Origin of the sequence: Streptomyces phyllanthi, assembly GCF_009377205.1 — a bacterium.
Classification (GTDB): domain Bacteria; phylum Actinomycetota; class Actinomycetes; order Streptomycetales; family Streptomycetaceae; genus Streptomyces; species Streptomyces phyllanthi.
Genome location: NZ_VJZE01000097.1, coordinates 1 through 25,051, shown reverse-complemented (window position 1 = coordinate 25,051; position 25,051 = coordinate 1). Strand labels below are relative to the sequence as shown.

Annotated in this window: 23 protein-coding genes and 1 tRNA gene; 13 read left to right on the top strand and 11 right to left on the bottom strand. The window is 70.4% G+C overall.

Annotation, left to right across the window (positions count from 1 at the left end; genetic code table 11):
* On the bottom strand, positions 1-431 hold a 431-nt coding region (locus FNH04_RS16525), incomplete at its 3' end, for a response regulator (protein WP_322723173.1).
* A gap of 125 nt (positions 432-556) precedes the next feature.
* Between FNH04_RS16525 and FNH04_RS16520 the strand changes: the two genes are divergently transcribed.
* The 3 genes from FNH04_RS16520 (at position 557) to FNH04_RS46555 (ending at position 2,248) form a co-directional block, all read left to right on the top strand.
* Positions 557-628, top strand: a tRNA-Arg gene (locus tag FNH04_RS16520).
* A 946-nt stretch (positions 629-1,574) separates the two neighbouring features.
* Complete coding sequence (locus tag FNH04_RS16515) at positions 1,575-1,838, top strand: CopG family transcriptional regulator (protein ID WP_152784928.1); 264 nt, start codon at positions 1,575-1,577, stop codon at positions 1,836-1,838.
* A complete protein-coding gene (locus FNH04_RS46555; RefSeq protein ID WP_322723172.1) occupies positions 1,835-2,248 on the top strand; it encodes a PIN domain-containing protein in 414 nt (137 codons plus the stop codon). The genes FNH04_RS16515 and FNH04_RS46555 overlap by 4 nt, the downstream gene beginning before the upstream one ends.
* Positions 2,249-2,709: 461 nt before the next feature.
* Here the strand turns inward: FNH04_RS46555 and FNH04_RS16505 are convergent, their stop codons facing one another.
* The 3 genes from FNH04_RS16505 to FNH04_RS16495 form a co-directional block, all read right to left on the bottom strand.
* The gene (locus FNH04_RS16505) at positions 2,710-3,963 is read right to left on the bottom strand and encodes an MFS transporter (protein WP_322723171.1); all 1,254 of its coding nucleotides are present in this window, start codon (positions 3,961-3,963) and stop codon (positions 2,710-2,712) included.
* Positions 3,960-4,514, bottom strand: a complete 555-nt coding sequence (locus tag FNH04_RS16500) for an ArsR/SmtB family transcription factor (protein ID WP_194236702.1) — start codon at positions 4,512-4,514, stop codon at positions 3,960-3,962. Before FNH04_RS16500 ends, FNH04_RS16505 begins: the two co-directional genes overlap by 4 nt.
* Before the next feature lie 73 nt (positions 4,515-4,587).
* On the bottom strand, positions 4,588-5,079 hold the full coding sequence (locus FNH04_RS16495; protein ID WP_228031425.1) for a hypothetical protein: 492 nt from the start codon (positions 5,077-5,079) through the stop codon (positions 4,588-4,590).
* Positions 5,080-5,223: 144 nt separating this feature from the next.
* Between FNH04_RS16495 and FNH04_RS16490 the strand changes: the two genes are divergently transcribed.
* Positions 5,224-5,535, top strand: coding sequence for a hypothetical protein (locus FNH04_RS16490; RefSeq protein WP_228031424.1), 312 nt, complete (start codon positions 5,224-5,226; stop codon positions 5,533-5,535).
* A 67-nt stretch (positions 5,536-5,602) separates the two neighbouring features.
* Here FNH04_RS16490 and FNH04_RS16485 read toward each other — a convergent pair whose 3' ends face one another.
* Positions 5,603-6,361, bottom strand: a complete 759-nt coding sequence (locus FNH04_RS16485) for a maleylpyruvate isomerase family mycothiol-dependent enzyme (protein WP_322723170.1) — start codon at positions 6,359-6,361, stop codon at positions 5,603-5,605.
* Positions 6,362-6,673: 312 nt separating this feature from the next.
* Positions 6,674-8,035 (bottom strand): hypothetical protein, encoded by a 1,362-nt coding sequence (locus FNH04_RS16480; protein ID WP_152784924.1) that lies wholly within the window; start codon positions 8,033-8,035, stop codon positions 6,674-6,676.
* 605 nt (positions 8,036-8,640) lie between these two features.
* On the opposite strand from FNH04_RS16480, the gene FNH04_RS16475 reads away from it, so the two are divergent.
* A complete protein-coding gene (locus FNH04_RS16475) occupies positions 8,641-9,207 on the top strand; it encodes a potassium channel family protein (RefSeq protein ID WP_152784923.1) in 567 nt (188 codons plus the stop codon).
* A 39-nt stretch (positions 9,208-9,246) separates the two neighbouring features.
* The gene (locus FNH04_RS16470) at positions 9,247-10,686 is read left to right on the top strand and encodes a DUF2252 domain-containing protein (RefSeq protein WP_152784921.1); all 1,440 of its coding nucleotides are present in this window, start codon (positions 9,247-9,249) and stop codon (positions 10,684-10,686) included.
* Between the two features lie 113 nt (positions 10,687-10,799).
* Here the strand turns inward: FNH04_RS16470 and FNH04_RS16465 are convergent, their stop codons facing one another.
* Both FNH04_RS16465 and FNH04_RS16460 read right to left on the bottom strand, forming a co-directional pair.
* A complete protein-coding gene (locus FNH04_RS16465; protein ID WP_322723169.1) occupies positions 10,800-12,428 on the bottom strand; it encodes an MFS transporter in 1,629 nt (542 codons plus the stop codon).
* A 307-nt stretch (positions 12,429-12,735) separates the two neighbouring features.
* Positions 12,736-13,458 (bottom strand): VOC family protein, encoded by a 723-nt coding sequence (locus FNH04_RS16460; protein ID WP_152784919.1) that lies wholly within the window; start codon positions 13,456-13,458, stop codon positions 12,736-12,738.
* Positions 13,459-13,667: 209 nt separating this feature from the next.
* Between FNH04_RS16460 and FNH04_RS16455 the strand changes: the two genes are divergently transcribed.
* Positions 13,668-13,904 carry a DUF6174 domain-containing protein gene (locus FNH04_RS16455; protein WP_152784917.1) on the top strand — a complete coding sequence of 79 codons (237 nt, stop codon included), beginning with the start codon at positions 13,668-13,670 and terminating at the stop codon, positions 13,902-13,904.
* A gap of 22 nt (positions 13,905-13,926) precedes the next feature.
* Here the strand turns inward: FNH04_RS16455 and FNH04_RS16450 are convergent, their stop codons facing one another.
* Positions 13,927-14,766 (bottom strand): patatin-like phospholipase family protein, encoded by an 840-nt coding sequence (locus FNH04_RS16450; protein WP_322723168.1) that lies wholly within the window; start codon positions 14,764-14,766, stop codon positions 13,927-13,929.
* A gap of 204 nt (positions 14,767-14,970) precedes the next feature.
* Here FNH04_RS16450 and FNH04_RS16445 point away from each other — a divergent pair, with 204 nt between their 5' ends.
* A complete protein-coding gene (locus FNH04_RS16445; protein ID WP_152784915.1) occupies positions 14,971-16,185 on the top strand; it encodes a hypothetical protein in 1,215 nt (404 codons plus the stop codon).
* A gap of 99 nt (positions 16,186-16,284) precedes the next feature.
* Here the strand turns inward: FNH04_RS16445 and FNH04_RS16440 are convergent, their stop codons facing one another.
* On the bottom strand, positions 16,285-17,715 hold the full coding sequence (locus tag FNH04_RS16440; protein WP_152784913.1) for an RICIN domain-containing protein: 1,431 nt from the start codon (positions 17,713-17,715) through the stop codon (positions 16,285-16,287).
* A gap of 418 nt (positions 17,716-18,133) precedes the next feature.
* Between FNH04_RS16440 and FNH04_RS16435 the strand changes: the two genes are divergently transcribed.
* From FNH04_RS16435 to FNH04_RS16425, 3 genes are all read left to right on the top strand, one after another.
* A complete protein-coding gene (locus FNH04_RS16435) occupies positions 18,134-20,506 on the top strand; it encodes an NACHT domain-containing protein (protein ID WP_152784904.1) in 2,373 nt (790 codons plus the stop codon).
* Positions 20,507-20,676: 170 nt separating this feature from the next.
* Entirely contained in the window at positions 20,677-20,865 is a 189-nt protein-coding gene (locus FNH04_RS16430; protein WP_152784889.1) for a hypothetical protein, read from the top strand.
* Positions 20,866-20,874: 9 nt separating this feature from the next.
* A complete protein-coding gene (locus FNH04_RS16425) occupies positions 20,875-21,249 on the top strand; it encodes a hypothetical protein (protein ID WP_152784887.1) in 375 nt (124 codons plus the stop codon).
* Between the two features lie 18 nt (positions 21,250-21,267).
* Here the strand turns inward: FNH04_RS16425 and FNH04_RS16420 are convergent, their stop codons facing one another.
* Positions 21,268-21,531, bottom strand: coding sequence for an XRE family transcriptional regulator (locus tag FNH04_RS16420; RefSeq protein ID WP_152784885.1), 264 nt, complete (start codon positions 21,529-21,531; stop codon positions 21,268-21,270).
* Positions 21,532-21,870: 339 nt separating this feature from the next.
* Here FNH04_RS16420 and FNH04_RS16415 point away from each other — a divergent pair, with 339 nt between their 5' ends.
* Together FNH04_RS16415 and FNH04_RS16410 are read left to right on the top strand one after the other, a co-directional pair.
* Positions 21,871-24,117 (top strand): MMPL family transporter, encoded by a 2,247-nt coding sequence (locus tag FNH04_RS16415; protein WP_322723167.1) that lies wholly within the window; start codon positions 21,871-21,873, stop codon positions 24,115-24,117.
* 115 nt (positions 24,118-24,232) lie between these two features.
* On the top strand, positions 24,233-25,051 hold an 819-nt coding region (locus tag FNH04_RS16410), incomplete at its 3' end, for a sensor histidine kinase (RefSeq protein ID WP_228031422.1).

The window sequence follows — 25,051 nt, the reverse complement described above, 5'->3', positions numbered from 1 at the left end:
CCTCGCTCCCCTCGCTCGATCAACTCCCTTACGATCCGCACGAGTTCGACAGGCTCGAACGGCTTGGCGAGAAAGGCGTCGATACCGACATCGAGCCCGGCCTCGACCTCGTACTGGCTACAGGCGCTGATGATGGCGATCGGCAGATCTCGGGTGTGGGGGTCGCTGCGGAGCTGGGCGGCGGTACGCAACCCGTCGAGACGGGGCATGACGACGTCGAGCGTGACGACATCCGGTCGAACCTGATGAACGACGTCCAGGCACTCGGCACCATCGGCCGCGGTCACCACCTCGAGCCCCTCAAGCTCGAGATTGACCCTGATCAGCTGCCGGATGACCTTGTTGTCGTCCACAACGAGGACCCGGCCGGACGCGGCTGGCACAACTTGAGAGTAGGTCGGCACCGGCCGCCGCGTCCGGGTTTTCCCCACTTCCACCCCGTCCGTGCGCCCTCGCCCAGGCCAACCCGATCCCGCACCCCCAGAAACCCGTTCATGATCACCCTTCCGAAGCTGGTAGGGTTCTACCCGTCGCCGCGCACACCGCGCCCGACGAAGCCCCCGTAGCTCAGGGGATAGAGCAACGGCCTCCGGAGCCGTGTGCGCAGGTTCGAATCCTGCCGGGGGCACTCCGGGCCAAGGCGCTGAACTGCAGAAATGCAGATCAGCGCCTTTCTTGTCGCCTGGGTAGGGTTGGCGACTACCCGTGGGTCGACCTGCTTTACGGTCTTGGCGATCCGCCAGTTGATGGGGGCCATCGGGTCGGTGCGGAGTCCGCCCTGCTCGATCGCGTACCGCACTGCGTTCACGAGGGTCATGCGTTTGTTTCTCTGGGTCGCGGCGGCTGCGATCGTGCCGTCCTGTTTCAGCTGCGGGGCTTGCATCACCGCCCGCATTACGACGGGGTCCATCAGGTCGGCCAAGGGGCGTGACGCCCTCTCCACCCAGCGCAGAGCAAGCCGCACGTCGGCGGGCGCCATACGCGGCTCCGGCCGGGGCACGACGAACGCCCAGTCCCGCAGCGCCTGCCGCAGCAACTCGCCATTAGGGCGGCCTCGTACGTTCCGGAGCATCGCCTGGGTGATCGCGCACAGTGCATCGTTGGTCTCGTTGCGGGTTTTCGCCGCGACCTGCGGCCAGCGCATCTCCAGACAGCCGAGCGCGAAGTCATACCAGCTGGTGGAGACCGAGCCGTGGCTTGTCCCCGCAGAGACCGACTCATCGGCGGCGCCCAGTCGGACCGCCCGGACCAGCGCGGCGCCGAGCTCGTCCGCTAGCGCCCTGACGTCCGATCGCACTTCCCGCGGAGGTGTTTCTGCTGGCCCGCGCCGCAATCACGGTCTTGCCACCACTTATCCGTCTGGGAACGCCGTGTGTCTGCGATGCCGAACTCCTCATGACGTCCACCGCCTCTCTGACCAGATGAACGCTTCGGGCCCAGGGTGCAGTGGGGCCCCCGGCGTCCTCGCTGTGCACGCCAGGTAACGCACAAGACAACAAAGCGACCCATAGAGGGATCTCTCTGCAAGGTGGACTCCGAAGCCGACAGGGAGGATGAGGGGTAGGATGAGTAGCATGAGTGAGCCTACCGGCAAGTACTCGATCACTATGCCGCGCGACATCGCCGAAGCCGCCAAGGCCCGCAGCGGCCCCTCCGGGCTGTCCGCCTATGTGGCCGCCGCCGTGGCCCGTCAGATCGAACGCGACAATCTGAACGAGCTCATCCAGGTCGCCGAGGCCGAGCACGGGCCCGTCACGGACGAGGAAATCCAGGCTCTCCGCGACCAGCTGCACCAGGCCCGATTGGAGCAGGCACAGGACGGGGCGAACGCCGCGTGACCCGCCCTCCCGCCGTCCCCGGTGGCACCCTCGTCCTGGACAGCGAAGGGCTGGCCAAGGCCGTGCTGCGCGATCGCGCAGTCACCGGCTGGCTCGCCCTCGCACGCGCCGACGACCTGCGAGTGATCACCTCTGCGGCAACCCTCGTCGAGGTGGTCCACCCCCGGATCAACCGGCCAGCCCTGGAGTGGACACTGTCTCGCCTCGTCGTCGAACCGGTCACCGAACCCATCGCCCGACACGCCGCCGCCCTCCTCGCCGACGCCGGCCTGCACGGCCACAAATACGCTATCGATGCCATGCTCGGCGCCACCGCCCTCGCCGCCCCAGCCCCAGTCACGATCCTGACCTCCGACCCGGAGGACCTCACCGCCCTCTGCGGTGGAGGCGCCACCGTCATCAAGACTTGACCAGCACCCAGTTGGTTACGAACAAGGATTCGATGATGTAGCGACGTTCTTGAACGGCTACTCAGCTCAGACCACAGGAAGAAACGGGGTGCCAATCCGCAAAACAGCTGACTCCTCGGTCTCGCATGTACCAGAGTCCTTCTCAACTACGCCCGCGAGCTGAAGAGTTACGGCACCCGGTTGAGAGTGGTCACACAGAGCTGTCGAAGCAGGTCGCCGCCTTCGGTGACACCGAAAGCCAAGGCAAGCGCCAAGCGAGTGAAGCAGGCGTACGGAGCACGCGCAGCTCGGGGCGACAAGGTCACGGTTCAACCAGGCTCTCGACGAGTTACTGGCCGCTGCCGCAAAGCGTTTGAGATCCGCACTCCCGACCTCCTCGTCACCGCCGGCCGAGGCAGTCGCTCCCAGCGCGGAATAGAGCCAGGCACCGGGCGGCGGACTCCCGCAGCTGGCGGTCGAGGTTAGGCCGACGTGTCGTGCGCGGGGATCAGCGGGGCATGCCGGACAGCCGGACTGACGGTGGCCATGACCGCGGTAACAAGCATCACCGTGGCCAGTACGAACACAGAGCCGATTGGTCCGATGGTGGTGAGCAGGTATCCGGCACCGAGGGAGCCCAGCGGCATGACCCCCCAGGACAGGGTCATGGCCGCGCTGGTGACGCGCCCCAGTAGCTCGTTGGGAACCAGGACGGTTGTGTAGGTGATGATCACAACGTTCCACAACGGTCCGATGAACGCGCTGGCAGCACCGATGGCACCTATCAGCAGAGGGCTCGACGTGAGTGCGAACAGTGGCAGAAGCGCAGCCCAGATCCAATTGACGCCGACGATGACGGTCTTGGGCTTGAAGTGACGATGGAGCCTGCTCGCCGCGAGTGCGCCGATCAGACCGCCACCGCTGTAGATGCCGAGCATCATTCCGATGGTGGTGGATGTGGCGCCTTGATGCTGGGCGAGAACGACCAGGATCAATACGAGGGCCTGGAAGATCAGATTGCTGACGGCGATCAACAGGATCGCTGCGCGGATGAGGGGGTGGCGCCAGACCCAGCGCAAACCTGCGGTGGTCGACTGCCACAGAGGCTCCGCCGGAGGCTTTGTCTGGTTCTGCAAGTCGCTTCGGATGAACAACAGCCCGATGGAGGCAACGACGTAGGAGACCGCGTCGGCCAGGAACGGCATGGCGCGGTCGATGCCGAAGAGCATTCCGCCCAAGGGAGGACCGGCCAGAGCCGCACCGCGGCTCCTGGCCTCGTTATGGGCCACTGCGGTGGACAAGAGCGCGACAGGGACGATCTTCGGGAGTGCGCTGCGCTCGGCCAGCCCGAAGAAGACGAAGCACAGTCCCTGCACGAAGGCGATCACAGCAAGGTGAGCGACCGTGAGTTTGCCCCACCACATGGCAACCGGGACGGTGGAGAGTGCCAGTCCCGCGACGAGTTCGCTGATCAGCAGGATCTTGCGGCGGTCCCACCGGTCCACCAGCGCTCCGGCCGGCAGGTGAGCGACGAGGAAAGGGAGCGTGCCGACGGCTCCGACGATCCCGGCGTCGGAGGGCGATCCGGTGGTCGCAAGCACAAGCAGCGGCATCGCCGTCCCGCTGATCTGGGCACCCAGGGTCGAGACGACCTGACCGCTCCACAGAGCGACGAACTCGCGATTGCGCCATAACGAGGGCCGTTCGGCGGTTCGTTCGGCGGTCGGGGCGGTCACGACGCGTCCCCGCTGTCAGGGGTGGGGAAGGCATGGAACACCACGGAGATGTGCCGACTGCCGGGGGGCGCCTGACCGGGTTCCCGGTGCCAGCGTTTGAGGAAGGCGATGTACTCCTCACTGAACTCGGCCAGTTCTTCAGCGGTGAGCATGGTGCTGCCGAAGGAGTGCATGGCGCTGGCTGCAAACTCGCCGAACGTTTCTCTGTTGGACAGGTAGGCGGTCAGGTCACGATCAGCACGCTCCATCCATTGCCGGCCGATTTCCTCGGCGGCGAGAGCAACCTCGGGTTCGGTCGGGCGGCGCGGCAGCCGCACGTCCTGTGGGATGGCTCGCCAGTACTTGCGACGCCCGGAGGAGCGGTCCGCGTCCTCTTCGATGAACCCGAACCGGGCCAGTTGCCGCAGGTGATAGCTGGTCGCGCCGCGGTCCTCACCGAACTCGGCAGCCAGGTCGGCGGACGTGGCCGGACCATGACGCTGAAGCCAGGTCATCAGTTGTTGGCGCAGCGGGTGAGCGAGGGCCTTGAGTGCGTCGATGTCAGACAGCATGCGTGGTCGTAGTTCAGACATAACGAGAAGATATCTATGCAAAGACTTCTTCTCAAGACTCTCGCGCGGCTTCTTAGGATCGGCGGGCCACCTCGGCTGCGTAGGCGGTCCTCACAGCCCCGGCCGCCCATCGCTCGGCAGCCGATGGACTGGTCCCAAGCAGACGTTGAAGCACGGCTGCGGACATCTGTGTGCAGAGGTCGAGCAGGGCCGCGCATCGTCCGGCCTCGGTGGGAAGTCCGATGTCGCGCAGGCGCCGGGCGAGTTGCTTGCTGGTCACCGGCCGACCGGGCATCTGCACCGAGGGGAAGAGCCAGGGTGCGTTGGGCTCGTTCAACATCACCGTGCGTTCGTGGTCGTGGGCGATGTCGACGAGCTGGAGGACCAGGCCGTCGAGGGGCGGTGGAAGCTTCAGCGGGGTCCTGTTGAGGCGGAGGGCGACGCCGTTCTCGTCGTGGATGACGTGCGCCGTGGTCAGGCGGCAGGTCCTCGCAGGGAACTGGCCATGGAGGAGGACCATCAGCCCGGCGACGCGGTCCCTGGTCTCGATGGAGTCGTCGTTCAAGAGGCGCCGGGCGGTCGCCCAGCGTTCGTCGGCGTCGAGCGGCGGTGGAAGATCCGACGCGGCCGGGCCGGGATGCTGATCTCGGAGGCGAACTTGCCGCGGACCGCCCATCGGACGAACGGCCTTGCGGCGTAGGGACCTTGGTTGTTCTCCGAAGCAAGCCGTCTGCACGGTCCGCAGGTCACGATGGACGGGTTGCGGTTGGTCGGGCAGGTGCCGTCCAGGCTGGCGGACCTGTTCATCGAGTACGTGGTGTCCCGGGGCCTGAGAGACGACGTGTACTTCTCCCAGGAAGGGGACCCGGGCGCTGATGAGCTCGGGGTCGTGCTGCGTGCGCAGCGCGCCGGAGACATCCTGCTCACTCGTCCGGTGTTCGTGGCACGTGAGTGGGCCGATCACGTCTATGACGCATCGGAAGGGCCCATTCCCGACGCGGAGTGGCGGGTTCACGCGTGACTTGCGGGGACGCGGCGACTCGCATCGGCGCTGAGCAGGCGACCTCCTCTCGGGGCTCGTCTGCCGCCTATACCGCCGAAGTGCTGTGCCACAGCTCGGCGAGCGAGGCGTCCCCTGTCACGTCCAGGTCTTGGCGCCGCCCTCGGTTCCAGAGTGCGAGGTACAGCGCCTGGGACGGACCGCGGACGACGCAGTCGGTTGGTTCGGCGTCTGCATCGGTCAGGCGTTCGACACGTGGCGGCTCCTCGGAGAGGCGGAGCAGCCACGCGCTTGGCTGCGCCGGGTCCGAGCCGGGATCGGTCGCCTCCACCAGCAGGGTGCGTGGTTGCTCTGTGCGCACCCGGCTCTTGGAGCGCACATGGAATCCCGTCAGGAGTTCGTCGATCCCGTCCCGAGCGAACTCCGGGGAGAACTCGGTGTGTTCGGCGCCCGCTGCGCTCTCGGCGTCGACCCGGTGGATGGCGGTTTCGTGGGCCTGGCGCCTCGCCCAGAAGGAAAGGGGTGTCGGTGCGGGAAGGAATGTCCAGCACTCCAGGTCCACGGGGGCAGCCGTGAGGGCGTCCACCAACGCCCCGTGCCCGTCGCGGAACCAGGGCGCGAGGTCCTCTGCGTTCTGCGGCGCGCACGGCTCGATGGGTACGCGTCGCGTCATTCCGGCGAGATAGCCGGTGGCCCAACGGTGCACGCTTCCGGTGTGCGCCACGAGGTCCCGCACGAGCCATCCGGGACAAGTCGGCACTTTCGCGTCCCAACCGGCGCTTGTCGCGAGGTCAACCAGCGACTTACCGTCCCGGCGCAACGTCTCGATGAAGTCGACGGTTTCCACGAGCTACGCCCCTTCCCCCCACACGAGCACGGATCCTCCGCCATGGACAGTAAGCGCTCGCGCGCACTCCAGCGCAAGGCAGGCGTGTGTCATGCCCGGCATCGCTGACCCGTCGACGCGGCAGAGACGGCCCGGCACCTCCATCCTGGCGGCCGCCTGTCGCCCACGCCCTGCCCGGCGCGCCTGGACGGGTGAGCGACCCCGTCGGTCCAGCCCTCGTTCACGTATGGGGGCCGGTGCCCTGGACGGTGGCGGGAGCGCCGAGCGTGGCGGGCTTCCTGACCATGGCTCACGCAACCGGCCGGGCGTGTGTCACGGGACCGGTCCGGCCGGTTCACCGTCGGCCGCCGCCGGCTCCGGTGTCGCCGCGGCGGCGAGTACCGCCGCGACGACCAGCACGGCGAGGACCACGCCGAGGACGAGCGCCACCGCGCCGACCGTGGGGTGGTTCCAGAGCACGAGCGCCAGCGCGCCCGCCCCGATGACGACGCCGGTGGTCCACGGCCGGTGGTCGTCCAGCCAGCGTCCGGTCGAGCCGGTGCGTACCCCGGCGCGATGCAGTGACCGCCCGGCGGCCGTGGTGCCCCGCCGGGCGAGCGCCCGCACGCCACGGGCCGCGCGTCCGGGGCCGTACAGGTAGGCGGCCAGCGCGGTGATGACGGCCACGACGAGGAGAGTGCGTGTGCTGTCGCGCAGGAAGCGGACGAAGGTGTCGAAGATCGCCGCCGCGGCGTCGGCGGGCAGGGCCGACGAGGGGACCGCGTCGAGGTAGGCCCGTCGTACGACGGCCAGCGCGACGAGCAGCGCCACCATCGTCACGCCGACGCCGGCGGCCGTGACCATGAGCATCACCCGGTGTGCGGGAGCGGTCCACACGGCGAGGGCGGCGAGTACGACGGTCAGTACGGGCAGCCAGGTGCCGACGACGTCCAGCAGCCGCATCGCGTCCTGGGCCTTGCCCAGTTGCCCGGTCTCGAACAGCGTGACCGTCCGGTCGGTGTCGGGGATGGCGGCGGCCTTGTCGAAGCCCGCGTCGACGAGGCTCTGTCGTGCCTCGTCGACGACCACTCCGAGGTCCAGCTCGATGGTGTCGTCCGTGGCGCGCACGGCGCCCTCCCGCTCTCCGGTGAGCATGTTCACCACGGCGGCGTGAGCGCGTCGGTTGGCGCCCTCCCATGCCTGCTGGAAGGCGTCGCTGGTGACCACGCGGGTGATGACGCGGTCCGCAGTCGTCATGACCGCGGACAGCAGCGGCCCGTCGAGCGCCGCGGCCCCCTCCACGGCACTCGGTGGCGCCCCGGCGTCCGCGAGTGCCTTCGTGAGCGCGGCCGTCACCGCCTCGACGTCCACGTTCTCCACCACACGGTTGGTCAGCCGGTCGATCACGACGTCCTGGACGGCCGGATCCGACGCCAGCGGCGCGACGGTCTGCACATACCGGTCGGTGTCGGAGACCTCGTCGTCCACCCAGGCCGCGACCACGGCCAGGGGAGCGAGCAGGAGGGCCAGCAGCAGGAGGACGGAGGCTCCCACGTGGCGCAGGCGCCGGTGACGTACCTTCGCGGCGCCGCGCAGGCGCTCGTACTCCGCGTGTTCCCCGGCCGTCAGATGGCGGCTGGTTTCCGGGGTGCCGCCGCCGGAGTGGGACGGTCCGGCGGCGTTGTTCGGGACCATGGATGCTCCTTGGTCGTGTGCGCCGCTCCGGCCGCGGCCGGCACACCGCAGCCAGGTGACGGCCGGATGCGGCGGCCACTCCGGCAGGGCCGGTTCTCGGTCCCCTGGCTCCGTACCGGGCGGAGACTCGGGCTGTTTCGGCGGGTCAGCCCGGTGCCGGGGTGCGTGATCTGCGGAGTGCGGCTCGCCACGCGAGAGCGAGCGCGGCTCGAACAGGCGCTCCCGGACCGTCGGCGGGGCGGTGTGCGGGGGCCTCGGGATTGTGCGGGGCTTCAGGTCGTGCGGGCTTCGGGTCGTGCGGGCTTCGGGTCGTGCGGGCGGCCTCAAGGTCGTGCGGGGGCTTCAGGTCGTACGGGGACTCAAGGTCGTGCGGGGGCTTCAGGTCGTACGGGTTCTCGGGCCGTACGAGGCCTCAGGTCGTACGGGGCCTCACCGGCCAGCGTTCCGCGTGCCGCCGGGGCAGCGGGTCACCCGTGGCGGGTGATCCGTCGGCGGCAGCGGAGCGATGAGGTGGGGTCGGACGCGTCCACCGGTGTCCGGCGGGCCGAGCGACATCCCCGTGAACCGAGCGACCTGTCCGGTTGGACCGAGCGAAGAGGCACGAGATGAGCGATCCTCCGGCTGCCCGGGCGGAAGACACCCGGCCCGGGCGGGGACCCGGTCGGCGGGCGGCGGCCGTGACCGTCGCGCGAGCCGTGTTCATCGCGGCGGGGCTCGTCGCCGCCTACTACCTGCTGCCCCTGGACCGGATCGACACGATCGGTGCGGAGGCCGTGCTCGCGTGTGGCCTGCTCGTCGTCGTCCTGGTCTTCTTGTGGGAGGTGCGGGTCATCCTGCGCTCTCCCCATCCCCGTCTGAAGGCGGTCGAGGCGCTGGCCGCCACGCTGGCGCTCTACCTGGTGCTCTTCGCCGGCGCCTACTACCTGCTGGACCGCTCCACTCCCGACTCGTTCAGCGAACCGCTGACGAGGACGGACTCCCTTTACTTCACGCTGACCACGTTCACCACCGTCGGGTTCGGCGACATCACCGCCCGCTCCCAGACGGGGCGGGTGGTGACGATGGTCCAGATGGCGGGCGGTCTGCTGCTCGTGGGCGTCGCCGCACGGGTGCTCGCGAGCGCTGTCCGGGCGGGGCTGCGGTGGCAGGGCCGTGAGCCGCCGTCGGAGTAGGGCTCCCCGGCGTCAGCACGGCGGCCAGGAGGTTGAGCCATGACCGTACCGAGCGCGTTCACGTCCTCCCTGACACCCATCGAGAGGGCGGCGTACGGCAGGAGCGCGCGCAGGCGCGCCTCCCGTTCCTGCCACGGCTGGTTCGAGGCGGGGCAGGAGCGGCCCGACCCCGTGGGGGTCATAGAGGCGCAATCAGCCACGCGGGTACCCGAGTTGGTCCCGATCCGCTACGGCCGGATGCTGGAGTCCCCGTTCCGTTTCTACCGGGGTGCGGCCGCGGTCATGGCCACGGACCTCGGGCCCGTCCCGAGCACGGGTCTGACGGTGCAGCTCTGCGGAGACGCCCACCTGCTGAACTTCCGGTTGATGGCCTCGCCGGAGCGCCGTCTGGTCTTCGACATCAACGACTTCGACGAAACCCTGGCCGGGCCGTTCGAGTGGGACGTGAAACGGCTGGCGGCCAGCTTCGCCATCGCGGGCCGCGCGGGCGGTTTCCCGGTCGGGGAGCAGAACCGCGCCGTGGAGGCGTGCGTGCGGGCCTACCGGCGACGGATGCGGGAGTTCGCCGGCATGCGCACCCTGGACATCTGGTACGCGCAGGACGACGCCGACCGCCTGCGGCAGCTCCTGGCCTCGTCGATGGACAAGGAGGCCAGGCGCCGTACCGCCGACGCGACGGCACGGGCCCGTACGCGCACTCACCTCCAGGCGTTCGCGAAACTCACCCGTGTCACGGCCGAGGGCCGACGGATCGCACCGGACCCGCCGCTGATCACTCCGCTCCGGGATCTGCTGACCGACCCGCCCGAGGACGGGCGGAGGAGCAGTGGCGGACACAGGGGTGGGCCGGAGGACGAACTCCGGGCCCTCCTGGAGGGGTACGCCCGGACGCTGCCCTCCGAGCGCCGGCACCTGCTGCGCCACTACCGCCTCGTGGACCTGGCCCGCAAGGTGGTCGGTGTCGGCAGTGTCGGCACCCGCTGCTGGATCATGCTCCTGCTCGGCAGGGACGACGACGATCCCCTGCTGCTGCAGGCCAAGGAGGCCCAGGAGTCGGTGCTCGCCGCCCACACGGACGGCGAACGCTACGACAACCAGGGCCGCCGGGTCGTGGCCGGACAGCGGCTGATCCAGACGGCCGGCGACATCTTCCTGGGCTGGACGCACGGGGTGGGCCTCGACGGGCGCGGCCGGGACTTCTACGTACGGCAGCTGAGGGACTGGAAGGGCATCGCGCGCCCGGACACCATGGGACCTGACCTGCTGTGCCTGTTCGCGCGGCTGTGCGGGGCCAGTCTGGCGCGGGCCCACGCCCGCTCCGGCGACCCGGTCGCCATCGCCGCCTACCTGGGCGGCAGCGACCGCTTCGACCGGGCTCTCGCCGGGTTCGCCCAGGCGTACGCCGACCAGAACGAGCGGGACTTCGAGGCGCTGGGCGCCGCCGCCCGCTCGGGGAGGATCCGTGCGGAGAGCCTCTGAGGAGCGTCGGGCATGGGCAGCGGGGGGTTGTAAGGGCGAGGGACGGACCATATGGATGAGGTGCGGACCGCGTGATGCGTGGTACCGGCGTCGTCCTGCAACTCCCTTCCGGCTCAGCGCGCCTGACCCGGTGCTTCGACCGGCGCACCGGTGCCGGAGGGCTGCGTACCGTTCCCCCGCCCGGCGGGCAGATGCCGTGTGACGAGGAAACTGGCCAGCGTGATCCCACCGGTGGCGAGGATCGCCGCCTTCAGCCCGTCCAGTTGCGCCGACGCGTACGAGTCCACGAGGGCGTCGACCTCGGAGGGCGGCAGCCCGGCGCGCTCGGCCGCCGAGCGCGCCTGCTCGGTGGGGACGAAGGTGATCCCGGCTTCGAGGGCGACGCCGGTCTGCCTGCGGGCCTCCTCCGACAGTCGGGGGTCGCCCTCCACCTGGGTGGTGAAGGCCTGGGCCAGCGCGCCGATGAGCAGCGATCCGATGAGTGCGGTGCCCAGCGCGGAGCCCAGGTTCTGGGCCGTGAACTGCAGTCCGCCGGCCTCGCTGCGCTCCTCCTCGGCCACGCCGGACTGGACGACGTTGCCCAGTTGTGAGGCGAGCAGGCCCATGCCCACGCCGAGCAGGGCCATGGCTCCGGCGAACTGCGCGTCGTCGATGACCGGGTCGATGGTGGCCAGCAGCCATACGATCGCCGCCGCCAGGACCACGAGGGCCAGGCGGACCACCCGGCGCGGGCCCGCCACCCGCCCCAGCCGGGAGCCGACCGTGGAGGCGACGAGCATGGTGGCGGAGACCGGGAGCAGCCGCAGACCGGTCTGGAAGGCGTCGAACCCCTGGACCACCTGCAGGTAGAGCGGGATGGTGAAGAACAGGCCCAGGAGGATGAGGTTCTGGCTCAGCAGCGACAGCAGGCCCGAGCGCAGCGTGGGTCTGCGCAGGAGAGCCAGGTGCACCAGGGGATCGGTGCCGTGGGCGTCCCGCCGCCGCTCCCAGTGCGCGAAGACGGCCAGCACGGCCACGCCGGCGCCGATGACGAACAGGGTCGGGGCGAAGCCCAGAACGGTGAAGGGCGGGTTGCGGGGCTCGACCCATCCCCACGTGCCGCTCTGCAGCACACCGAGCACGCCCAGCCCCAGCCCGCCCGCCGAGAGGGCGGCGCCGACACCGTCCAGCCGGGGGCTCGGGCCGGTCCTGGGGGACGCCTCGATCACGCGGTGGAAGCACAGGACGGCCGCGACGATGACCACCTCACCGGCGAAGACCAGCCGCCAGGTGAGGTACGTCGTGACCCAGCCGCCCAGCAGCGGGCCGACCGCGATCCCGGCGCCGGCCAGTCCGCCGACGACGCCGTAGGCGACGGCCCGGTCCCGCCCGCGGTAGTTCTCGGCGACGAGGGCCGCCATGGCGGGCAGCACCATCGCGGCTCCGAGCCCTTCGATGACCGACCAGCCCAGCGCGAGGACCCACAGGGCGGGGGCCGCGGCGGTCAGGGCCGACCCCGTGGCATAGACGACCAGCCCCAGGAAGAACATGCGCCGTCGTCCGAGGATGTCTCCGAGCCGGCCGCCGACGATCATGAACGCCGCCATGACCAGCGCGTACAGCGTGATGACGGCCTGGATGGCGGTGACCTCGGTGTCGAAGTCGTCGACCAGCCGGCTGATGGAGACGTTCATGACGGACGTGTCCAGGACCATCAGGAACTGGGCGGTGCCCAGGACGATCAGTGCCCGCCAGTGGGTCACGGTGTCCACCTCGCCCGGTCGGCCCGGGACGCGGAGCGGAGTCGGGCCCGGGCAGCGGCCGACGCCTGCCCTGCCGCCGGTCCCATCGCATCCCAGGACCCAGGTGTGGCGCCTCACCCGCCACGGGCGAAAGGCAAGGGGCGCGGCAGCCGCTCGCGCCGGTCCCCGGAGGGCTTGGGCCACCGGACGGCGCGCGGTGGCGGAGTCCCGCGTCGTCAGCGGCCCGGGGCCCCGCATGGGAGGCCCACGGCTTCAAGCGGGACGGGTACGGCCGGCGTGCTGTTGTGTCGTGCTTCGGCCGGTCGCGTTATCGCGGGGGCAGCACACAGAACTCATGGCCATCGGGGTCGGCCATGACCACCCAGTCGACCTCGCCCTGGCCGATGTCGATGCGCGTCGCCCCGAGGGCGAGGAGACGGTCGACCTCCGCCTGCTGGTCACCGTCTGCGGGTGGAGCGATGTCGAAATGCAGTCGGTTCTTCCCGGTCTTCGGCATCAGGGGCGGACCGCCCCAGGTGATCTTCGGACCGCCGTGCGGCGAGCGGATCGCGGTCTCCTGGTCCTGGTCCCAGACCAACGGCCAGCCCAGCGCCTCGCTCCAGAAGTACCCGACCCCCTGCGAACCGTCGCAGGCAAGCGCTCCGATGAACCCGCAGTCGGCGAGGAACTCGTTGTCCGGCCCGATGACGCAGAACTCGTTGCCTTCAGGGTCCGCGAGCACCACGTGATCCTCGTCCGGGCCCTGACCGATGTCGATGTGCCGGGCGCCGAGTTCGAGCGCCCTCGCCACCGTCTGCCGCTGGTTCTCGAGGGATGTGCTCGTGAGATCGAAGTGCGCCTGGTTCTGTCCGGTCTTCTGCTCCTGGGTCGGAAGGAAGCGGAGCCGGAACCCGGTGTCGTCGCTCGGCAGAAGCGCGATGCCGTCCTGGGGGTTGTCGGTCATCTCCCAGTCCAGGACGCCGGCCCAGAAGCGCGCGAGACGGAGTGGGTCGTGCGCGTCGAAGCAGAGCGCGAGGAGACGACTGGTCATTCGGCTCCGCACCTCCCATCCGGCTCAAGCCGCGAGCAGGGCACGTCCTCCGCGCCCATGGAAAAGCGACGCTAGGCACCCGGGGCCCGCCGCGCAAAGCATTATTCGCCGTGCCGGCTACGTGACCCTCTGGCTGAACTGCCGTGCGCCGGGCGAACCTTCAGGAGCCGGCCGGCGTCACAGGTGCAGTCGTCTTCGAAGGGGCCGCCATGACCGCCTTGGACGACAGCGGGCGGCGGGCGAGGCGGCAGGTGCCCGGTCAAGTACCCGCCATCGGCGACCTGTTGAGGATGCTGGAGCGGGCCCGGCTCGACAGTGCGGACACGGCGGACGTGGAGTACGCCGACGACGGGCGTCCCTTGCGGATCACGCTGGACTGGGACAAGGATGCCATCGACGACGAGGCCCTGTATGTCATCAGCGCCTACGAGCCCGCCGACAACTGAGGCCCGCGCCGCAGCCCCGCACTCAGCCGTGCCAGACCGCGCCGATCCGCTCGGCGTGTTCCCTGCCCTGGCGTAGGCCCGCCTTGGCCGCGCCCGGGATGCGGGAGGCGTCCAGGGGGTTGCGGCCGAAGGCTCTGCGGGCCGGGCGGTCGGGGGTCAGGAGGGTGGCCCGGGTGCCGGCTGCCGCCAGGGAGGCCACCTGGTCGGCGGTGTCCGGGCTCGCGCCGGGGCCTTTGGGGATCGGGGCCAGCACGACGACCCGGTGGCAGTCGCCTAGCAGGTCGGCGTTGGTCGTGGAGCGCACGCCGCCATCCATCCAGCGTCCGGCGTCGATCGTGATCGGCGGGAACAGTGGGGGCAGGGCGCACGTGGCCGACATCGCCCGTTCCAGTGAGACGCCGCTGTCGGCGCCGAAGCCGGCCGGCTTGCCGGTGAGCGCGTCCACCGCGAACAGCCGTACCGGCCTCTCCGGCCACTCCTGGACCGGCAGTTGAGGGCGGATCGCGTCGAGGACGTCGGTCTCCGACACGTCCCTCACGGCCAGCGCGAGCCTGCCCAGCCGCTTGACCACGGTCTCCGGATCACGTGAACCGAGCGCGGCCCACAGGTACTTGACCGTCATGGTGAGGGTGAAGTCCACCTCCAGCATGGCCCGCGTCCGGCTGACCTGTTCCCCGTACAGGTCAGCCGGCGCGGCCCCCGCGGCCAGGTCGACCGCGAGCAGCGAGCCGGCCGACGTGCCGGCCAGCACGTCGGCGCCGGTGAGGTACACCCCCGCCTCGGCCAGCCCCGTCAGCACGCCGACCTGCCACGCGTACGCGGTCAGCCCGCCTCCGCCCAGCACCAGTGCCGTATCCGCCACGCCCGCCCTCCCGCTGCGTCCACCCCGAGCAGGTAGTGGGGACCACTCCCCGCTTTTCTCGTCGCGAGGACGCTAGCACGAAAGTGGGGAGTGATCCACGCTTGGGGCCCCTGCAAGCACCAGGCCGCTCTACTCCCGCTTCCCAGCTGTAGGTTCGGGGTGATCACCGTCGCGGGGGCGGGATCGCGAGCGACGAGGGGAAGCATGGACACGGCTGGCTTCACGGCGCGGCTGGAGCAGGCGCGCACGACGGATCCACGCGAACGGGACCGCATCTGCGCCGAAGTGGCCGCCGACCTGGCGGCGGCCGGAGTCCAGCCCGGCTTCGAGGTGAACTCGGCCGACCTCGGCGGGGATCCGTACTTCCGGTGCGCCGACCGCTACTGGCGCAGCCGTTTCGAGGAGCGGCCCACGGCTCGTACGGCGCTGGAGTGCGCCCGCTGGATGGCCGTCCATGTGACGGACGGGAGTCGGGGTGTGGTCGCCGAGCAGTGGGGACTCGGCAACGGATTCCTGAACCGGGGCGGTCTGGAGCCGACGGCCGATCTCGCGGCGGCGGCGGGCGAGGCGGGCACGGGGGCCGCGGGCGAACAGGCCGCCTACTTCCTCACCCTCTTCCACGCGGGCAAGCTGCGGGCGAACTTCTGTTTCGACGAACTCCACGCGTTCCTGTCGTCCTCGCCCCTCGCGCTCGCCGCCGGCCCGCTCCGCGACGAGCCGGTCTTCGTGGCGTTGCGGTCCTTCGCCGCGTTCGGCAGCCGGGCGCTCACCGTCTCGTACGCCCGTGAACTGCTGGAGCGGGCCTGGTCGGCGGCAGGGCGTACCCGGCACACCGTGGACATCTGCCTCAACGGGCTGGCCCTCGCCGCCCCGTTCGAAGGGCAGGGCGAGCTGCTGCGGAGCCATGCGGAGGAGGCGGTCGAGGCGTATCCGCGCGACCACATGTTCCACGCTCGCCTCGCCGCCGGGTTGCACATGTGCGGGCAGCACGACGCCGCGCTGGACCGCATCGACACGGCCCTCACCCTGCTGGCGGGGAGCCCCACCGCCAGCCTCGGAGTGCTGCAGGACCAGTATCTGGCCCGGCGGGACGCCATCCAGGAGGGGCGGCTGCGGGCCCTGCGGGACACTGAGCAGCAGCGCCGCTGGGACCGGCAGACGGCCGCGAACGTGCGGCTGGAGCGCTCCCTGCACACCTCGTCCGTGCGGGTCGTCGAGGTCGTCGCCGTGTTCACCGCCGCGATCGCCTTCGCCGTCGGCTCCCTCCAGGTCACACTGACCGGCGATCTGAGCCTGGCCGACCGGCTGTGGCTCCTGGCCGCGCAGGGCGCCGGACTGGCGCTGTTCGCCCTGCTGACAGTGGGGGGCACATGGCTGATCACCCGGAGCCGGCGTGAGGAGGACCTCGGGGGTGGGTGACGGCCCCGGACCACCCACGGGGAACGCACAGCGGTCTCGACCGGTGAACTCCGGTCGAGACCGCTGTGCGTTGTCGTGCGCGGGTACGGCCCCTGGTGCTCAGGCTCCGCGCTTGAACTGCTGGTTGGTGCCCGTGCCGCAGGTCCACTGGATCAGCTTGGCGCCGTCGGCGGTGGAGGCGCTGCTGACGTCCAGGCACTTGCCGCTGAGCCGGGAGACCAGTCGGACATAGCCGTCACCGGCGTCCTGGAGCTGCCACTGCTGGTTGGTGCCGGTGCCGCAGGTCCACTGGATGATCTTGTTGCCGTTGGCGGTCGAGTTGTCGGCCACGTCCACGCACTTGCCGCTGTGCTTGGCCATGAGCTGCACGTATCCGTTGCCGAGGTCCTTGAACCACCAGGCCTGGTTCATACCGCCGTTGCAGGTGTACTGGGTGAGCTGGATCCCGTTGTCGATGGACTTGCTCGGTATGTCGGCGCACTTGCCGCTGTGGCGGGCGGCGAGGCTCTCCCACGGTCCGCCGACGCCGTCTACCTTGCCGGTGGCGGTGTCGATGCTGAGCTGCGGGAACCAGTCCATGGTCATGGTGGTGTCGGTGGGGAACTCCAGCGGCAGCCACACGTACTTGGAGGCGTTGACGTTCTGGCCGAAGGAGTTGCCCCAGCGGTCGCCCATGTAGAGGTACTCGGTGCCCGAAGTGCCCTGCACCGGCAGCACGTAGGCGGTCTGCGAACCGTACGCCGTGGAGTCGCCGATGTTCTGCAGCGCGCTCCAGGTGCCGGTGACGCTGGAGGCGGTGGCGTACTTCTGCTGGTTGGGGTTCCAGCCGGTGGCGCCGGAGGTGAGCAGGAAGTACACGCCGTTGCGCTTGAACATCGCCGGCGCCTCGCGCAGCTGACCCGCCCACAGCAGCTGGACGCGGCTCTCGACGGTCAGGTAGTCGGCGCTGAGGCGGTAGACGTGCAGATCGCGGTTGTTGTTCGCGGCCGAGATCATGTAGCCGGTGCCGTCGTCGTCCCTGAACAGCGTGATGTCACGGGACATGTAGCCCAGCGGCCGGAAGCTGCCCTGCCAGGTGTAGTCGCCGTCGACGGTGTCGGAGACCGCCACCGCCGCGCGGGCCTCGTTGTAGTCGCTTCCGTTCTCCTTGTGCATCCACATCACGAACTTGCCGGTGGTGCTGTTGAAGATCACCTTCGGGCGTTCGATGTTGGCGACGGCGAGTTCGGGGTCGGTGGCCTGGGTCAGGACATGGCGTCTGAACTCCCAGGTCTTCAGGTCGGTCGAGCGGTACGCGGAGACGTACCGGAACGTGTTGTCCTCGTTGCGGTTCTCACCGAACCAGTAGTAGTACGAGCCGACCTTGATCACACCGCCACCATGGGCGTGCACCACCGCACCCGTGGTGTCGGTGAACTGGGTGCCGTTGGTCGGGGTGGTGACGGTGGCCGCGTGCGCGGTGCCCATCAGAAGGGTTTGCGGGAGTAGACCTATCAGCACGGCAAGCACGAAGAGCCAGGCTCGGCGCATCGGGGGTTGTTCCCTTCCGTCCGGCTGTCCGCCTGTTCGTCCATCACGACAGGACAGCACGAGATCAAGCAAAACTTGGCTGAAACAAACGCCGTCGCACATAAGACTGCCTGCGACAGAGACGTGTCAAGAGTGTGAACTCGTTCGATTTCCCGAGCAGCCCAAGACGCGTCAGCACACCGGATCAGCCGTGATGGGGGTGAGGTGGCGGGGCGGACGGCGCCCGCCTCGCCTTCGGTTGTTCGACCCGTCGAAGCATTGCCCCGATGTTTGATCAGGTTGGTTTCTGGTTGCTGTCGTGCGGTCACGGACCGGATGTTCCGGCCACGGGCTCCGGCACGAGCGTTTCTCGTCCCGTCTCACCTCGTTGACCTGTCACACCAGCAAAAAATCAGGGGCATGAAGGGGGCGGACACGCGTGCGTGGACGTTGGGTGCTGACGTGGGGGTTGTGCGGGGTACTGGCCCTGTCGCTGACCCTGCTCTGGGATCGCCGGGGTGGCGACTTCATCGCGACGGCGAGTTCGGTGCTCGCGACGGTCGTCGGTCTGTTCGGGGTGCTGTCGGTGTGGGCGTGGCGCCGTGATCCCCGGCGAGGCCGTTCCGGTACGGAGCAGCTGTCGGAGGCGGAGGGGGCCCTGGCCAGGCTGGTGGAGCGTCAGTGGCGTACCGAGGGGCGGCTGCGGCAGCTGTTCGATCCGGCGCCTCTGCCGGTGGTCTGGTCGGATTCCCCTCGGGACGGAGTGTGTGATCACCGGGAGCTGATCGGTGAGGCGGTGTCCTGCCGCGCGGACCGGATGGACGAACTGGCGGCGATGTTCCGCCGGCTGTCGCGCGGCCGGCTGGTGGTGCTGGGCGAGGCCGGGGCCGGGAAGTCCACGTTCGCGGTGCTGCTCGCGCTGTCGCTGCTGCGGGCCCGGGAGAGCGGTGAGCCGGTGCCGGTGCTGCTCACCGCGGCCTCGTTCGACCCGGCGCGCGAAAACGTGCACGGCTGGCTGTGCCGCCGTATCGCCGCCGACTATCCCGCCCTGACCGATGTGGACACGTACGGTCCGAGCGCGGTCGAGGACCTCCTCGCGGGGCATCGGGTGCTGCCGGTCATCGACGGTCTGGACGAGCTCCCGCCCTCCAGTCACGCGGCCGTCCTCGCGGCCCTCAACGACACCCTCGACACCCACGCGCCCGTGGTCCTGACCTGCCGTACCAGCGCGTACACCGCGGCCGTGGACGGCGCTGGTGTCCTGGTCGGCGCGGCGGTCGTCGAGCCGGCCCCCGTGTCGGCGTCCGACGCCCTCGGTCTGCTGCGGCTGGCCACGCCGCCCGGCCCGCGGCAGGAACACTGGAGGGCCCTGGACGGGCATCTGGCCGAGGAGCCCCAGGGCCCTCTCGCGCAGGCCCTGACCAGTCCCCTCATGGTCGCCCTGGCCCGGACGGTGTACGCCGACGACCACGGCGACCCACGCGACCCGTCCGAGCTGCGGCGCCTCCCGACCAGGGAGGCCGTCGAGGACCATCTGCTCGACGCCCTCGTCCCGGCCGTCTACGCCCGGGCCCGGAGCCAGGACCCGGCGGGGCGCCCCTGGAGCCCGGAGCGCGCCCACCGGCACCTCGCCCATCTGGCCGCCGGGATGCAGCGCCAGGGCACCAACGACCTGGCGTGGTGGCAGCTGTACCGCTGGGTGCCGGTCTCGGCCCGCGTCTGGTCCCGCTCCCAGATCTGGGCCGTCATCCTGATCGCCCTCACCCTGCTGGGCTACGGCATCTGCGGCGCCCTCCCCGGCCTCCTGCCGGGCGACTGGGCGGCCACGCTCTGGTATCTGCAGGGCGCGGCCCTCGCACTCCCCTGTATGTGCTGGTACGCCGCCCGGGTCGCCGAACGCTCCGCCGCCGACCCCCGCCGGCTCCTGAGCGCCGTCCGGACCGCCGTGTGCGGCGGCGTCGCCTTCGCCCTCCCGGGCACGGTCATCAAGCCCCCGGTGGCGTCCGCCGGGTGGTACGTCTTCGGATGCGTCTGCTTCATGGGATTCGCCTACCTGCTGGTCCTCCACAGCGCCGGGCTCCCGGCCCCGCCGTCCATGCCGAGCCATGGCACGCTCGGCACGCGGCGCTGGCGGCACCGGCTGCCGCGCGCCGCGGCCACGGTCGTCGTGACGACCGTCCTGTCCACGGCCGCTCTCCGTCTCTACTCCTATGCGGTGGTGCCGAAGGCGCCGAGCTCGGGACCCGAGGGCGCGTTCTGGTACGCGCCGGACGTGCCCTGGATGTACGGCCTGGCCATCGGCCTCGTCTTCGGCACCGTGCAGGCCCTGCTCTACTGGCTCCGGGGCACGACGAGCACCGAGGACCGCACCGACCCGGTCTCGACCGTCCAGGCCGACCGGCTCGTCACGCTCGTCAGCGGGTGCGCGGGCGCTCTCCTCATCTCCGTTCCCTACGGCATCCTCGTCGTGCTGGACAAGGGCGCCACCTCACGGGGGTTCCAGGGCGACATCGCGCTGTCCTGGCTGCAGAGCGGGCTGCTGGGCATGGGCTGGACCGGGCTGGTGCTCACTCTGGCCGCCTGCGCGTGGCCGTACTACACCGTGGCGCGTCTGCTGTCGGCTGCTCGCGGCCGGCTTCCGTGGCGGCTCCAGGCCTTCCTCGCGGACGCCCACCGGCTGGGGATCCTGCGGCAGGTCGGCCCCGTGTACCAGTTCCGCCACGCCCGCCTGCAGGAACGGATGGCCCGGCATGTCCGGGTGCCGCGGCCGCGTACGTCTGTGACGGGTGCCCGTGTCACGGCTGGGCGGTGACCCGCCCCACCGCACGCCGAGGCGCATGCGGGCCTGCGGGCCTGCGGGCCTGCGGGCCTGCGGGACACTCTGCGTGTGATCGTCACACCGGAGATCCATCAGAAGGGCCCGAGGCCTGGGACGAGCAGCGGCGTGAGTGGGAGCGCCGGGGGGCCTGGACCAGCACCGGTGTGGCGGGGGCGTTCCGGGATCTGATTCCCGGGCGCGACGACGGAGGCGTCGACCAGCACTGTCTCGCCTCGGACGTCTTCTTCCACCTCTGGAACGGCGGCGCACCGGGCGCGGAGTCCTTCCGTGAGACCTGCACCTTCACCCCTGAGGGCCTGCGAAGGTGCCCCGGATCCGGCGCGCTCTGCTGAAATGGCCTTATGACGAAGCTGTCCGAACAGTCCACGCGTCCCCCCTGCTCGGGCTCCACGTTGTCCCTGTGGTCGCGGGACTCGGTGCTGTCGATCGGCTCGGTGGGGTCGGTGTTGTCCATCGGGTCCGTCGGCTCCGCCCTGTCCGTCGGGTCCGTCGGTTCGGCCCTGTCCGTCGGCTCGATCGGGAGCGCCCTGTCGGCGGGCTCGATCGGTTCCGCGCTGTCGCTGGTCTCGGTGGGATCGGTGCTGAGTACGGGATCGGCGTTGTCCGCGCGGTCCCGGTGGTCGGCGCTCTCCTGGCGCTCCTCCGGCGGCCTGCTGTCCGTGGGGGCGGCGGCCGGGGCGGTGCTGCTCCTGGCTCGTACGCTGCGGAGGCACTGAGCCGCAGGAGCGCTCGGCTCAGCCCGGTACCGCGTCCCTCCGCATACGGTTCGGGCGGCTGGGACGGCGCCGGCTCGCTTCGAGTACTTCTGTCTGTGGGAGAGCCAGAAGCCTGGAGAGTTCCACGAGTTCCTCCCGTGTCGGGTGAACGGGTCCCGCGGCGCCGTCCTCCAGGAAGGCCCTGACGCGAGGGGTACGGATACCGGTGGCGAGGGCCACGGCCTCGGCGCTCAAGTGGTGCCGGTGCATCGCGTCGTCCAGCAACCGTGCCAGATCGTGCATCAGTCAGCCTCCTTACCGGCGTATGGGTCAGGGCCGTCAGGCACCCGACTTCGTACCGGTTTCCCGTTCTGCTCCGGTGCATGACTTGCGTGACACACTGGTCTCCTTCGCGCTCTCCCACAGCTGATCGCGCTGTTGCTGACCGCAGCGGTGTGTCGTCTCCTCCCGGCGTCGCTCCTCCTGCCGTCTCCTGGTGTGTCGTCTCCTCGCAGGACGTGCCGGGCAGCACGTACTGCGGTTTCAGTAGCCGGAATTGTCGGCAGGCGCACGACGACGGGACGGCCCGGTCCCGGAGAACCTTGGCGGACATTCGACACCGGACGTGGAGACCTGTCTGCCGTGGCTACCTTTCTGTATCGACTGGGCCGTCTGGCCTTCCGGCGACGCTGGTACGTCGCCCTGCTCTGGGCGGCCGTCCTGGCCGTCGTGGGGCTGTCCGCCCTCAAGGCACCGGGAGCCTCCGACGAGGAGTTCTCCATGCCGGGCATCGAGTCCCAGAAGGCGTTCGACCTGATCGAGCAGCGCTTCCCCGGGGCCACCGCCGACGGCGCGACCGCCCGGGTCGTCTTCGTCGCCCCCGACGGGCAGAAGGTCACCGCGTCGAGCAACAAAGCCGCCATCGAGAAGGCCGTGGACGAACTGGCCGACGGCAAGCAGGTCGCCGGCGCCGTGGACCCCTTCCAGGCGCGGGCGATCAGCAAGGACGGCTCGACGGCGTACGCGACCGTCACGTACAGGGTCGGGGCCACCGAGCTCACCGACGCCAGCAAGGAGAACCTGCGGCAGGCCGTCGACGGGGCCCGGGACGCGGGCCTGACGGTCGAGGCCGGCGGCTCCGCCCTGGACGACCAGGGCGGGGCGGGCGGAGTGGCCGAGGTGATCGGTATCGCGGTGGCCGCCGTCGTGCTGCTGATCACCTTCGGTTCGCTGGCCGCCGCCGGGCTGCCCCTGCTGACCGCCGTCGTCGGTGTCGGGGTGAGCATGGCCTCGATCCTGGCCCTGGCCGACGCCCTGGGCCTGTCCACGACGACCGGCACGCTGGCCATGATGCTGGGCCTCGCGGTCGGGATCGACTACGCCCTGTTCGTCGTCTCCCGGTACCGCGAGGAGCGCGCCAGGGGCCGTACGCCCCAGGAGGCGACGGGACTGGCGGTCGGCACCGCCGGGTCCGCGGTGGTCTTCGCCGGGCTCACCGTCGTGATCGCGCTGGCCGGGCTCGCGGTGGTCGGCATCCCGATGCTCACCAAGATGGGCCTGGCCGCCGCGGGCGCGGTCGTCGTCGCCGTACTGATCGCTCTCACGCTCGTTCCCGCGATCCTCGGCTTCTGGCCGGACGCGGTGCTCTCGCGCCGTGCCCGCCGGAGCGGGAGCGTCAAGGCGAGCGCGGAGAGCACCGAGGGCGGCGAGCACAACGGGGGCACCCGCTGGGCCCGGTTCGTCCTGCGCCGTCCCGTCCCCGTGCTGATCCTCGGCGTGGTGGGTCTCGGGGCCCTCGCGGTGCCGATGACGAGCCTGCAGCTGGGCATGCCCGGCGACGAGGCCAAGCCCACCTCCACCACGGAGCGCCGCGCGTACGACGCGCTCGCCGAGGGGTTCGGTCCCGGCTTCAACGGGCCGCTGACCGTCGTCGTGGACGCCCGGGGCGCCGATGACGCGAAGGCCGCCGCGCAGACGGTCTCCCAGGAGATCGGTGCCACGAAGGGGGTCGTGTCCGTCTCGCCGGCCCAGTTCAACGACGCCGGTGACACGGCGGTCTTCTCGGTCGTGCCCTCCACCGCGCCGACCGACGAGAAGACCAAGGACCTGGTGAAGACCATCCGCGGCGAACGTCCCGGCATCGAGTCCGGGACCGGGGCGACCTTCCAGGTCACCGGCAGCACCGCGGTGAACATCGACATCGCCGACAAGGTCCAGGCCGCGCTGGTCCCGTACCTCGTCGTCGTGGTGGGTCTGGCGATCGTGCTCCTGCTGGTCGTCTTCCGGTCGCTGCTCGTCCCGCTCAAGGCGGCCCTCGGGTTCCTGCTGTCGGTGCTGGCCTCCCTCGGCGCGGTCGTCGTGGTCTTCCAGCAGGGCCACGGCGCGGAACTCCTGGGCGTGGAGCAGACCGGCCCGATCATGAGCCTGATGCCGATCTTCCTGGTGGGCATCGTGTTCGGTCTCGCCATGGACTACGAGGTCTTCCTCGTCGCGCGGATGCGGGAGGCGTACGTACACGGCGAGCGGCCCGGCCAGGCGATCGTCTCCGGATTCCGGTACAGCGCCCGGGTGGTGGTGGCCGCCGCGCTGATCATGATCGCGGTGTTCGCGGGGTTCATCGGTGAGAGCGACTCGATGATCAAGATGATCGGCTTCGGTCTGGCCTCCGCCGTCCTGCTCGACGCCTTCGTGGTCCGTATGGCGATCGTGCCCGCCGTCCTCGCCCTGATCGGCCACCGGGCGTGGTGGCTGCCCGGCTGGCTGGACCGGCTGCTGCCCCGCGTGGACGTGGAGGGCGAGGCGCTCAGCCGCCGGCCGGACGACGCCACGGAACCGGCGCCCGCCGGTGCCCCCGGTGACACGGCCGACCGGGAAGTGGCGCGCGCCTGACCCCCGTCCGCCTGCCCGGCCAGGGGCCGCCTGTGGCGAAGAACACGGGCGGCCCCGTCGGCCGTCCACACCCGAGCCGTCCACCATGGACCCAGCCCACCGACCGGAGAACCCGATGAGTGACAGCCTGGAGCGGCGCTACCAGGACCGCGTCGACCGGTTCACGGCCCGCCACCCCCTCGTCGTCGACGCGGCGACAGTCATGGCGCTGATGGGCTGCGCGGCCCTCGGCAGCAATCTCAGCCTGCCCGGTGCCGACCCGCCGGATCAGGGGAAGACCGTCACCGTGCTCCTGGGCGTGTCCTGCCTCGCCCTGCTGAGGCACCGCCGTCACCCGCGCACCGCCGTCGCCGTGACCGCGGTCTGCACGGTGGCCATGAGCGCCCTGGGATACCTGCTCACTCCCCTGCTGCTGGCGCCGGTCATGGCGGCGCTCTACTGGCTGGCCACGCTCACCGACCGAAGGACCGCACGCCTCTTCGGCATCACCACGATCGCCGTGGTGGTGCTCACATCCGTGCTCTCCGACGCCCTGGACGACCTGTCGGTGCTGCTCCGCACGATCGGCCCCGTCTTCTGGCTGCTGCTGCCCCTGGCGGTCGGCAGGATGACCCAGCTGCGGCGCGCCTACCTGGAAGCGGTGCAGGCCCGGGCCGAGCACGCCGAGCGCACCCGCGAGGAGGAGGCACGCCTGCGCGTCACCGAGGAGCGCATGCGCATCGCACGCGAACTGCACGACGTCGTCGCCCACCACCTCGCACTGGCCAACGCCCAGGCCGGCACCGCCGCCCATCTCGTACTCGACCAGCCCCAGCAGACCAAGAGGATCCTCACCGACCTGACCGGTACCACGTCCTCGGCGCTGCGCGAGCTCAAGGCCACGCTCGGGCTGCTGCGTCAGACCGGCGATCCGGACTCCTCCCCCTTGGACCCC

Bases quoted from the DNA above. Each gene is read 5' to 3' on its own strand.
- FNH04_RS16480 (WP_152784924.1), bottom strand. From the start codon at position 8,035: ATGGTCCCGAACAACGCCGCCGGACCGTCCCACTCCGGCGGCGGCACC.
- FNH04_RS16445 (WP_152784915.1), top strand. From the start codon at position 14,971: ATGGACACGGCTGGCTTCACGGCGCGGCTGGAGCAGGCGCGCACGACG.
- FNH04_RS16515 (WP_152784928.1), top strand. From the start codon at position 1,575: ATGAGTGAGCCTACCGGCAAGTACTCGATCACTATGCCGCGCGACATC.
- FNH04_RS16460 (WP_152784919.1), bottom strand. From the start codon at position 13,458: ATGACCAGTCGTCTCCTCGCGCTCTGCTTCGACGCGCACGACCCACTC.
- FNH04_RS16440 (WP_152784913.1), bottom strand. From the start codon at position 17,715: ATGCGCCGAGCCTGGCTCTTCGTGCTTGCCGTGCTGATAGGTCTACTC.
- FNH04_RS16455 (WP_152784917.1), top strand. From the start codon at position 13,668: ATGACCGCCTTGGACGACAGCGGGCGGCGGGCGAGGCGGCAGGTGCCC.
- FNH04_RS16500 (WP_194236702.1), bottom strand. From the start codon at position 4,514: ATGCTGTCTGACATCGACGCACTCAAGGCCCTCGCTCACCCGCTGCGC.
- FNH04_RS16470 (WP_152784921.1), top strand. From the start codon at position 9,247: ATGACCGTACCGAGCGCGTTCACGTCCTCCCTGACACCCATCGAGAGG.
- FNH04_RS16420 (WP_152784885.1), bottom strand. From the start codon at position 21,531: ATGCACGATCTGGCACGGTTGCTGGACGACGCGATGCACCGGCACCAC.
- FNH04_RS16425 (WP_152784887.1), top strand. From the start codon at position 20,875: ATGACGAAGCTGTCCGAACAGTCCACGCGTCCCCCCTGCTCGGGCTCC.
- FNH04_RS16475 (WP_152784923.1), top strand. From the start codon at position 8,641: ATGAGCGATCCTCCGGCTGCCCGGGCGGAAGACACCCGGCCCGGGCGG.